Source organism: Streptomyces torulosus, from assembly GCF_001419765.1.
GTDB lineage: Bacteria > Actinomycetota > Actinomycetes > Streptomycetales > Streptomycetaceae > Streptomyces > Streptomyces torulosus.
Genome location: NZ_LIRK01000197.1, coordinates 1 through 7,178, shown reverse-complemented (window position 1 = coordinate 7,178; position 7,178 = coordinate 1). Strand labels below are relative to the sequence as shown.

The window sequence follows — 7,178 nt, the reverse complement described above, 5'->3', positions numbered from 1 at the left end:
CCCCCGACCCCGTCGGGCACCGCCTCTTCGCCGCCATGGACCGCGCCGTCCACCGCCGCCCCGGCTTCGTGGCCGCCCTCTCCCTGGCCTCCGGCCGCATCGCCCACTACGAGTGCGGCAACGGCGAGAACCCGCGCGGCTGGCACACCGGAGCCGGGATGACCCTGTGGTGGCCCAGGGGGCGCGGCGCCCGGTCCGATCAGTACACCGACTGGTTCTGGCCGACCGTCGACTGGTACCGGCTCCCCGGCACGACCGTCTCCACCAAGCGCCTCGCCGACAAGGAGGGCGGCGAGTGGGGCGCGCCGAAGCCCGCCGTACGGTGGGTCGGCGGGACCACGGACGGCGAGTACGCGGCCATCGGCCAGCACCTCAAGGGGCTGGGCTCCACCCTCCAGGCACACAAGTCGTGGTTCTGCGTCGACGACTCCGTCATCTGCCTCGGCGCGGGGATCAGCTGCGCTGACGGCGTCCCGGTCGAGACCGTCGTCGACAACCGCAACCTCGGGCACCCCGACGACAGCGGGCACCACCCGTTCGTCCGAGGCCTGGACTGGGCCCACCTGGCGGGCCACGGCGGCTGGGTCCTGCCCGGCCGCACACGGGCGTACCTGCGCACCCTCCGGGAGGACCGCACCGGCGCCTGGTCCGACATCAACACCGGCGGCACCACCGAACGCCGCACCCGGCGCTGGCAGACCCTGTGGCTGGACCACGGCACCGACCCCACCGACGCGGCCTACGTCTACGTCCTCATGCCCGGGGCGTCCCGCCGCGCCGTCGCCGCCCGTGCCGCCGACCGGCGGTGGTTGTCGGTCCTCGCCAACGACAGCGCGTGCCAGGCGGTCCACGTCGTCCCGCTCGGCGTGACGGCGGCGAACTTCTGGACGGCCGGCCGGGCCGGACCGCTCACCGCCTCGGCCGGCGCGAGCGTCCTCGTCCGCCGCCGGGGCCGCACCGCTACCCTCTGCGTGAGCGAACCGCCGCGCACCGGCGAGCCGGTCGAGATCACCTGGCACGGCCCGGTCCGCTCGGTGGCCCGGACCGACGCCTCCGTCGAGGTGCTGGAGACGACAGAGCGCCGTGTACGGCTCCGCGTGACCCCCGGCACCGCCTGCGCCACCCACACCTGTGACGTGACTCTCGCCTGAGGCGACCACCCGCCTTTGTGAGACCCCGACAAGCCGCACACCCCCTGAGCAGTCGGGTCGGCTGCATGCCGGAACAGTTCTGTTCAGGGGTACCAGGAAAACGCGCCGGAGACTGTACGGAGTCAACGGCCCGGTTTTCTTGTTCGACTTCGTAAGGTCGCTACATGACCGTTTTGGATGAGGCGCTGGGTGAGCCGACGGACGCGCGTGGGCGAGTGGCCGAACTGCACGAGATCCGTGCGCAGGCGATCGCCGGCCCGAGCGAGAAGGCGACCGAGGCGCAGCACGCCAAGGGCAAGCTGACCTCCCGGGAGCGCATCGAGCTGCTGCTCGACCCGGGCTCCTTCAACGAGGTCGAGCAGCTGCGCCGGCACCGGGCCTCGGGCTTCGGTCTGGAGGCCAAGAAGCCGTACACCGACGGTGTCGTCACCGGCTGGGGCACGGTGGAGGGCCGCACGGTCTTCGTCTACGCCCATGACTTCCGTATCTTCGGCGGCGCCCTCGGCGAGGCCCACGCCACCAAGATCCACAAGATCATGGACATGGCCATCGCGGCCGGTGCCCCGCTGGTCTCCCTCAACGACGGCGCCGGCGCCCGTATCCAGGAGGGCGTCTCCGCCCTCGCCGGCTACGGCGGCATCTTCCAGCGCAACACCAAGGCGTCCGGTGTCATCCCGCAGATCAGCGTGATGCTCGGCCCCTGCGCGGGCGGCGCGGCCTACAGCCCCGCCCTGACCGACTTCGTGTTCATGGTCCGTGAGACCTCGCAGATGTTCATCACCGGCCCGGACGTCGTCAAGGCCGTCACCGGCGAGGAGATCACCCAGAACGGCCTCGGTGGCGCGGACGTGCACGCCGAGACCAGCGGTGTCGCGCACTTCGCGTACGACGACGAGGAGACGTGCATCGCCGAGGTGCGCTACCTCCTGGCGATGCTCCCGCAGAACAACCGTGAGAACCCTCCGCGTGTGGAGGCCTCCGACCCGGTGGACCGCCGCAGCGACGTCCTCCTCGACCTGGTCCCCGCGGACGGCAACCGGCCCTACGACATGGCCAAGGTCATCGAGGAGATCGTCGACGACGGCGACTACCTGGAGGTCCACGAGCGCTGGGCCCGCAACATCATCTGTGCCCTCGGCCGGCTCGACGGCCAGGTGGTCGGCATCGTCGCCAACCAGCCGCAGACGCTCGCGGGCGTCCTCGACATCGAGGCCAGCGAGAAGGCCGCGCGCTTCGTGCAGATGTGCGACGCCTTCAACATCCCGATCGTCACTCTTCTGGACGTGCCCGGCTTCCTGCCTGGTGTAGACCAGGAGCACGGTGGAATCATCCGCCACGGCGCGAAGCTCCTGTACGCCTACTGCAACGCGACCGTGCCGAGGATCTCCCTGATCCTTCGGAAGGCCTACGGAGGTGCGTACATCGTCATGGACAGCCAGTCCATCGGTGCCGACCTCACCTACGCGTGGCCCACCAACGAGATCGCGGTGATGGGCGCCGAGGGTGCCGCCAACGTCATCTTCCGCCGGCAGATCGCCGACGCCGAGGACCCCGAGGCGATGCGCGTCCGCATGGTCAAGGAGTACAAGGCCGAGCTGATGCACCCGTACTACGCGGCCGAGCGCGGCCTCGTGGACGACGTCATCGACCCCGCGGACACCCGCTCCGTGCTCATCCGCTCCCTGGCGATGCTCCACACGAAGCACGCCGACCTGCCCTCCCGCAAGCACGGCAACCCGCCGCAGTAATCCGCCGGTTCCTTCGCCGTACCCCTGCGGAAACCTCATCCACGGAGACTGACTTCCATGAAGCTTCCTGATATTCGCGTCGAGAAGGGCCACGCCGAACCCGAGGAAGTGGCCGCGATCACCGCGCTGCTCCTCGCCCGCGCGGCCGCCCGGCCCGCCGAGACCCCGGCCCACCGCGGCCGCGCCCGCGCCGGCTGGCGCCGCCTGGAGCGCGAGCCCGGCTTCCGCGCCCCGCACAGCTGGCGGTGACAGCGCGGCACCCAGCCGTCCGAAGGCCCCGGCGCCCCCCGACAAGGGGAGCGACCGGGGCTTTCGCGTGCGTAGGGCACGACACGAGGGACGAACTGGTCACCCTGCACGACCTGAGCCGACAGGCCGTAGAGGCCGGGGTGGACCTGAGCCACCTCCTGCTGGAGATCGCCGCCCTCTCCAGCACGGAGGACCGCCACGGCATGGGCTCGATCCAGGAGATCCTCACAGCCGCCGCTCAGCGCCCTTAGGGCCCTTCTGACGGATCTCCGCGGCGTCACGGCCCCCGGCACGCCCTCTCGCCGCATCGCGCGAAAGCCCACGTAGCGCCGCTACGAGGACTTCCACGCGGCACGGCGAGAGCACGCACCGGACGCCGCTCCTTCTCCCACGGAGATCCATCAGAAGGGCCCTAGGGGCGCGGGGAACTGCGCGACAGACCACGACGAGCCCGCAGTCGCCGGACTGACCCGCCCCCACGGCGGCGGGAGGGGCCCCGACAACACGAAAGGGGCCCCTCTCAACGAGAGGGACCCCTTCGTACGGCTGAGCGTCGCAGACCTACCGCAGGCGCGCCATCAGCGCGTGCTCGACCAGAGTGATCAGCGCCGACTTCGCGTCGGCCCGGTGCCGCGCGTCGGTCGTGATGATCGGCGTGTCGGGCCCGATCTGCAGCGCCTCACGGACCTCGTCCGGGTTGTACGGCTGCTGACCGTCGAAGCCGTTCAGGGCGATGACGAACGGCAGCCCGCTGTTCTCGAAGTAGTCGACCGCCGGGAAGCAGTCGGCCAGCCGCCGGGTGTCGACAAGCACGATCGCGCCGATGGCGCCACGGACCAGGTCGTCCCACATGAACCAGAAACGGTCCTGGCCGGGCGTGCCGAACAGGTACAGGATCAGGTCCTGGTCCAGGGTGATACGGCCGAAGTCCATGGCGACGGTGGTCGTCGTCTTGTCTCCGGTGTGGGTGAGGTCGTCGATGCCCGCGGAAGCGGACGTCATGACGGCCTCGGTACGCAGCGGGTTGATCTCCGAGACGGCCCCGACGAACGTGGTCTTGCCCACGCCGAAGCCACCCGCCACCACGATCTTCGCTGAGGTGGTGGAGCGGGAAGGACCGCCGCTAGAGCTTGCGAAGTCCACTGAGCACCCTTTCGAGCAGTGTCACGTCTGGCTGGCCGCCGGCGTTCTCGTCGCCGCCGGGCTGATGGATGGCGACCAGGCCCGCCTCCGCCAAGTCGGCGACGAGGATCCTGGCCACGCCGAGAGGGATCGTCAGCAGGGCCGAGATCTCGGCCACCGACTTGATCTCCCGGCAGAGGTTGCAGATCCGCTGATGCTCGGGCAGCTGGCCCTGCATCTGGTGCGGCTGCGCGGTGGTGTGCACCAGCGCCTCGATGGCGAGCTGGTAGCGCGGCCTGGTGCGGCCGCCCGTCATGGCGTACGGGCGCACCAGGGGGTTGCTCGCCCCTCCCGCGGGAGACGGCTCGGGGCTGCGGCGCTGCGGCTGTACCGGCTGGATGCGCGGCGCCGGCGGCTGGTCGTACGGCGAAGGGCCGGGGCCCTGCGGTGCGTACGGCTGCTGGCGGCTCGGTGCGGAGGGGAAGTTGTACCGATTCTGGTCACCCTGGCCCGGCCCCTGGCCAGGGTAGGACCAGTTGCCCGACGATGAACCGCCTGGGGGTGTTGCCACGTTCTCTCCTCCTCCGACTGTGCTGGCATCCATGGCTCATTGGAAGCCGCGTCCCGAAACCTTACGGCCCCGGGACGCCAAAACGCACCGTCTCACTGTTAGTTGAGCAGGCTGCCCTGGAGCTCCGCACGAAGATCGGGCGTCAGGACCGTGCCGGCACGGTCCACCAGAAGGGCCATCTCGTACCCGATGAGGCCGATGTCGGCTTCCGGATGTGCGAGAACGGCGAGCGAGGAACCGTCGGAAATGGACATGATGAACAGGAATCCCCGCTCCATCTCCACAACCGTCTGATTGACGCTGCCACCTTCGAAAATGCGGGAGGCACCCGCGGTCAGAGAGGTCAGACCCGACGCGACGGCCGCCAGCTGGTCGGCTCGGTCGCGCGGAAACCCTTCGGACATCGCCAGAAGGAGTCCGTCGGCGGAGACCACCACCGTGTGGGACACCCCGGGGGTGTTGTCCACGAAGTTGGTGATCAACCAGTTCAGGTTCTGTGCCGCCTGGCTCATCGGGCTCACACTAACGCTCCTGGTTGTAGGTGCTGTCAGGACCGAAGCCCTGGCCGTTCGTTTCACTGCCTGCGTTGCGCCCTCGCTGGACACCCCGTCGCAGGTTGCTCAGCCTGCCCCGGACGTCCTCGGGAGCGCGGGAGATCTGTGGACCTCCCTGCGGGGTCGCCGTGGCGGCCCCCTCGACCAGATTGGCCTTGGGTACCCGCCGCGGCAGGCCGGAGGAGGTGACCCCGCCCGCCTTCGGCTTCTTCAACTGGGACGCCTGCTGCCAGCGCTCGTCGTTGGCCGAGCGCCAGTCGCCGTTCGGCCCCCCGGTCGTCGGCTGGCCCTGGGACACATCCTGTCGTCCGTTCACGGCGCCCGCGCTCGTGCCGCCCATGCTCGCGGTGGACCCGCGGCGGGGGAGGCCGGCGTCGGTCAGCGCGTGGCCGGCGGAGGGAGTGGATCCCGGACGGTCGAAGCCTACGCGGTCCGGCTCCTTCACGTCAGCGGCCTGCGAAGATTCCGGTTCCGGAGCGTACTCGGAGCGGTAGGAGCTCTGGTAGTCCTGCTGCTGCGGCCAGTCGTCCTGATAGGACGACTCTTCGAAGCCCGAGTAGGTCTCCGGGGCCGCCGGGGCCTGCTCCTCCTGCGCGGGCTCCGCATAGGCGGGCTCCGGGTAACCGCCGGTCGCGGAGAACGTGTCGTTCCCACCCCGCAGCTGCCCGTTGCCGTTCTGTACGGCGCCGCCCTGACCGAAGTACGCCTCGTCGTACGACGGCTGCTGCGGCTCCTCGTACGCCGTCTGCTGGTCGTAGGCCCGCTGTTGGTCCACATAGGCCGTCGCGCCGTTGTCGTACGACGGCTCGGGCGCCTGGAAGTCGTCGCCGTAGCGCGGCGGCTCGATGGCCGGGTTCTGACCGTGCGTCTGGGCCTCCAGGGCCGCACGGCGCTCCTCACGCATCAGGGAGCGGCCCACCGGGTCCAGCTCGCGGATGTCGTTGGGTATCTCGTAGCGGCTGTCGTCGAAGCCCAGCTCCGCGGCGGTGCGCATCGGGACGCTCTGCTGCTGCTGGAACGCGTGCTGCTGCTCCGGGATGATCTGGGAGACCGTGAACTGGTCCGCCTGCGGCTGCTGCTCGCCACCGCCACCGTGGGTGATGACGTCCGGGAGCATGACCAGGGAGGTCGTGCCGGCCTGCTCGCCGGACGGGCGGAGCTGGACGCGGATGCCGTGCCGGTCGGAGAGGCGGCCGACCACGAACAGGCCCATGCGCTGGGAGATCGCGGCGTCCACGGTCGGCGGGTTGGCCAGCTTGTGGTTGATGTCCGCGAAGTCCTCGGCGGTGAGGCCGATGCCCTTGTCGTGGATCTCGATCATCACGCGGCCGTCGGGGAGACGGGTCGCGGTGACGCGGACCTTGGTCTGCGGGGAGGAGAACGTGGTGGCGTTCTCCAGCAGCTCGGCCAGCAGGTGCACGAGGTCGGTGACGGCGCGGCCGTGGATCTCGGCCTCGGGGACACCGGACAGTTCGATGCGCTCGTACTGTTCCACCTCGGAGGAGGCGGCGCGCAGCACGTCGATGAGGGGGACGGGCTGGTCCCAGCGGCGGCCGGGTTCCTCGCCGGCGAGGACCAGGAGGTTCTCGCCGTTGCGGCGCATACGGGTGGCCAGGTGGTCCAGCTTGAAGAGGTTCTCCAGCTGGTCGGGGTCGGCCTCGTTGTTCTCCAGGTCGGTGATGAGGGTCAGCTGGCCCTCGATCAGGGACTGGTTGCGGCGCGAGAGGTTGGTGAAGATCGCGTTGATGTTGCCCCGCAGCAGGGCCTGCTCGGCGGCGAGCCG

The 7,178-nt window shown here is 70.1% G+C and carries 7 protein-coding genes; 3 read left to right on the top strand and 4 right to left on the bottom strand.

The window, feature by feature from the left end:
- The 3 genes from AOK23_RS14610 to AOK23_RS14600 all read left to right on the top strand — a co-directional run.
- Positions 1–1,151: polysaccharide lyase family 8 super-sandwich domain-containing protein (locus AOK23_RS14610; RefSeq protein WP_240496389.1), on the top strand; the 1,151-nt coding region annotated here is incomplete at its 5' end.
- 164 nt (positions 1,152–1,315) lie between these two features.
- The gene (locus tag AOK23_RS14605) at positions 1,316–2,899 is read left to right on the top strand and encodes an acyl-CoA carboxylase subunit beta (protein WP_055713146.1); all 1,584 of its coding nucleotides are present in this window, start codon (positions 1,316–1,318) and stop codon (positions 2,897–2,899) included.
- 57 nt (positions 2,900–2,956) lie between these two features.
- Complete coding sequence (locus AOK23_RS14600) at positions 2,957–3,148, top strand: acyl-CoA carboxylase epsilon subunit (RefSeq protein WP_055713145.1); 192 nt, start codon at positions 2,957–2,959, stop codon at positions 3,146–3,148.
- Between the two features lie 561 nt (positions 3,149–3,709).
- Here the strand turns inward: AOK23_RS14600 and AOK23_RS14595 are convergent.
- The 4 genes from AOK23_RS14595 to AOK23_RS14580 form a co-directional block, all read right to left on the bottom strand.
- Complete coding sequence (locus AOK23_RS14595) at positions 3,710–4,291, bottom strand: GTP-binding protein (protein ID WP_009314218.1); 582 nt, start codon at positions 4,289–4,291, stop codon at positions 3,710–3,712.
- A complete protein-coding gene (locus AOK23_RS14590) occupies positions 4,272–4,841 on the bottom strand; it encodes a DUF742 domain-containing protein (RefSeq protein ID WP_055515379.1) in 570 nt (189 codons plus the stop codon). Before AOK23_RS14590 ends, AOK23_RS14595 begins: the two co-directional genes overlap by 20 nt.
- Positions 4,842–4,939: 98 nt before the next feature.
- Positions 4,940–5,353 (bottom strand): roadblock/LC7 domain-containing protein, encoded by a 414-nt coding sequence (locus AOK23_RS14585; RefSeq protein WP_004983065.1) that lies wholly within the window; start codon positions 5,351–5,353, stop codon positions 4,940–4,942.
- Positions 5,354–5,363: 10 nt separating this feature from the next.
- Positions 5,364–7,178, bottom strand: a 1,815-nt coding sequence (locus tag AOK23_RS14580) for an ATP-binding protein (protein ID WP_240496388.1), incomplete at its 5' end; no start/stop codon positions are given.